A 2,616-nucleotide genomic window follows, 5' to 3' on the forward strand; every position below is an offset into this window, starting at 1 on the left:
CGACGCTGAGCTGCGGAGCCGGACCGTCCGGCGGGTCCGTCGGCGGATCGGTCGGCTCGTCGGTGGTGGGCGGGTCGGTCGGCGCCGCTTCACCGCACGCGACGCCGTTGAGGGTGATCCCGGTCGGGGCCTCGGTCGAGCCGGCGCCGACGAAGCCGAAGACCTCGCGGGTCTGCCCGGCCGCGATGGAGCCGTTCCAGCCGACGTCGGTGCCGGAGAAGGCGCCGCCGGTCTGGCTCCAGTCGACGTTCCACGCGCTGGTGACTGCGGTGTCGCCGGGGAAAACCCAGGCGAGGTCCCAGCCGTCGACCGCCTCGGTGGCCGTAATGCTCACGCTCGCCTGGAAACCCGAGCCCCAGGAACTGTCGACGCGGTAGTCGACCGCGCAGCCCTCGTCGGCGGCGGCCCCGCTGGCGGCGGCGCTGAGCGTCGCCGCCGCCAGTGCCGCCGCGGTGGTCGCGGCGAGCACCAGGCCGGTGCGTCCGCCTCGCTGTTGTCGCATGTCTCGACTCCTTCTGGTCGTAGGACGGGAAGCGCTCCCAGAAACCCCGTTACAACGATAATCATCGATATCTCCGTCATTGTCAATCAGCTAAACAAAATAGTGCCCGAACATCGGCCGCGGGGCCGGAGCACTCGCTCCGGCCCCGCGGCCTTTCCCTGGTCGATCGCGGACTTCCTAAGAGCGTGTCTCAGTTGGCGAGTTGCTTGTAGCAGGTGATCGCGGCGGCGAGGGCGAGAAACGCGGCGAACAGGTGGCCGTAGCGCTCGTATCGGATGGTGAGGCGGCGATAGCCGCCGAGCCAGGCGATGGTCCGTTCGATGACCCAGCGGTGGCGGCCGAGCCTCGCTGAGGATTCGATGCCGCGGCGGGCGATCCGGTCGCCGATCCGCCGTTCGCGCAGGGCGCGGTGGCAGTCGGGGATGTCGTAGGCCTTGTCGGCGTGGATCTTCGCTGGTTTGCGGCGGCGCGGGCCGCGCCGGGATCGGATCTTGGGGATGCCCTGGATGAGCGGCTCGAAGGCCTGGGAGTCGTGCATGTTCGCGGCCGAGACCCCGAGCGCGAGTGGGAGTCCGTTGCGGTCGGACAGGACGTGGATCTTCGAGCCGGACTTGCCGCGATCGACCGGGTTTGGGCCGGTCAGTGATCCCCTTTTTTGGCGCGCAGGCTCGCGCCGTCGACGATCGCCCGAGACCAGTCGATCTCGCCGGCGGCACCGAGCCGGTCGAGCACGGCGCGGTGGAGCTTGGCCCACAGCGCGGCCTCGGACCATTCGGTGAAGCGCCGGTGCGCGGTCTGGTGCGAGACGCCGAAGACCGGCGGCAGGAGCCGCCAAGCGCAACCGGTGGTCAGGACGAACACGACCGCCGCGAACACCTGCCAGTCATCAGCCCGGGGGATACCGCCGCCCTGCGCCCGCTTCGGCGAGGCCGGAATCAGCGGCTCGACAATCTCCCACAACCCATCGGGCACAAGGCGCCTGGTGAACTCGTCCATGCACGAGCTATACCAGATCGGTTGCACGCCAGGCGAGACACGCCTGAAAGCGCGGCGGTCGACGCTCGCTCCCAGCCTCTGGCCAGAGCCCAGCATCGCTGCGTATATCTTGTGCTTGATGCATCATGCTCATCGCAGGTTCCAGAACCCGCCTGCGCTCCCCCACGACACCGTCGCCGCGGCGATTGACCGAGCGCTCATCGACCGCCAGGATGAGCCGGCGGCGATCGAAGCGCTCGTCGGCATCGCTCTTGCGGACACCGATCGCGCATTCATCGAACACTGCTGCCTGAAGGTCGGGAACCACCCCGACGTCGGCGCGTGGCTGCGCGGCATCGCCGCCCTCTGCCTGGGCCACACGGCCCGCAGATTCGGTCGCCTCAGCCCCGAAGCACTCCAACTCGCAGCCGAGCTCGCAGCACGAGCGCAACGCGACCCCGCAGATGTGGCCACCAATGCGGTTGACGGCTTGGGGCTTTCCCCTTTGGTGTTGACACCGTTCTATGCGGCGAGGGCGAGGCTAGTCTGCCGTTGTTCGTAGTCGATGGGTGAGAGGTAGCCCAGAGACGAGTGTCTCCGGATCGTGTTGTAGCCGCGGATCCAGGCTTCGACCTGGAACCGGGCATCGTGTGCGGTGGTGAAGGTACGACGTCCTTGCAGGACTTCACGTTTGAGGCTGGCGTTGAACGATTCGGCGAGGGCGTTGTCGGCCGAGGAACCGACCCGGGCCCGCGATTGCAGCACGCCGAGCTCGTTGCAGCACTTCGCGAACTGCGCGGACACGTACTGCGAGCCGCGGTCGGTATGCATCAGCGCACCGGCCAGGTCCCCGCGGATGGCCGCGGCGCGGCGCAGCGCGGTCTCGACCAGGTCCGTGCGCATGTGATCGGCGATCGCCCAACCGACGAGGCGGCGCGAGTACAGGTCGATGACCGTGGCCAGGTAGAGGAACGAGCCGTCTTCGACCGGCAGGTAGGTGATGTCGCCGACGTAGCGCCGGTTCGGCGCTCCGGCGGTGAAGTCCCGCCTCAGCCGGTCGGGCACCGTCGCCGCTGCCGGGTCCTGCGGTGGCGGGGTCGGGCGCCGACGCCGCAGCCGCACGCCTTCGATCCCGGCGA

General features: G+C 69.0%; 4 protein-coding genes. All 4 read right to left on the reverse strand.

What is annotated here, in order from left to right:
- Positions 1–502, reverse strand: a 502-nt coding sequence (locus E9998_RS08865; protein WP_192907062.1) for a cellulose binding domain-containing protein, incomplete at its 3' end; no start/stop codon positions are given.
- A gap of 190 nt (positions 503–692) precedes the next feature.
- A protein-coding gene (locus E9998_RS08870; RefSeq protein WP_136529337.1) for an IS5 family transposase occupies positions 693–1,498 on the reverse strand; the annotation gives its coding sequence in 2 pieces (ribosomal slippage) (positions 693–1,153 and positions 1,153–1,498; 807 coding nt in all).
- A 7-nt stretch (positions 1,499–1,505) separates the two neighbouring features.
- Complete coding sequence (locus E9998_RS25240; protein ID WP_158299744.1) at positions 1,506–1,856, reverse strand: hypothetical protein; 351 nt, start codon at positions 1,854–1,856, stop codon at positions 1,506–1,508.
- A gap of 143 nt (positions 1,857–1,999) precedes the next feature.
- A partial coding sequence (locus E9998_RS08880) for an IS3 family transposase (RefSeq protein WP_136529427.1) occupies positions 2,000–2,616 on the reverse strand: 617 nt, incomplete at its 5' end.

The sequence above is a fragment of the Glycomyces paridis genome (genome assembly GCF_004912155.1).
GTDB classification, from domain to species: Bacteria; Actinomycetota; Actinomycetes; order Mycobacteriales; family Micromonosporaceae; genus Glycomyces; species Glycomyces paridis.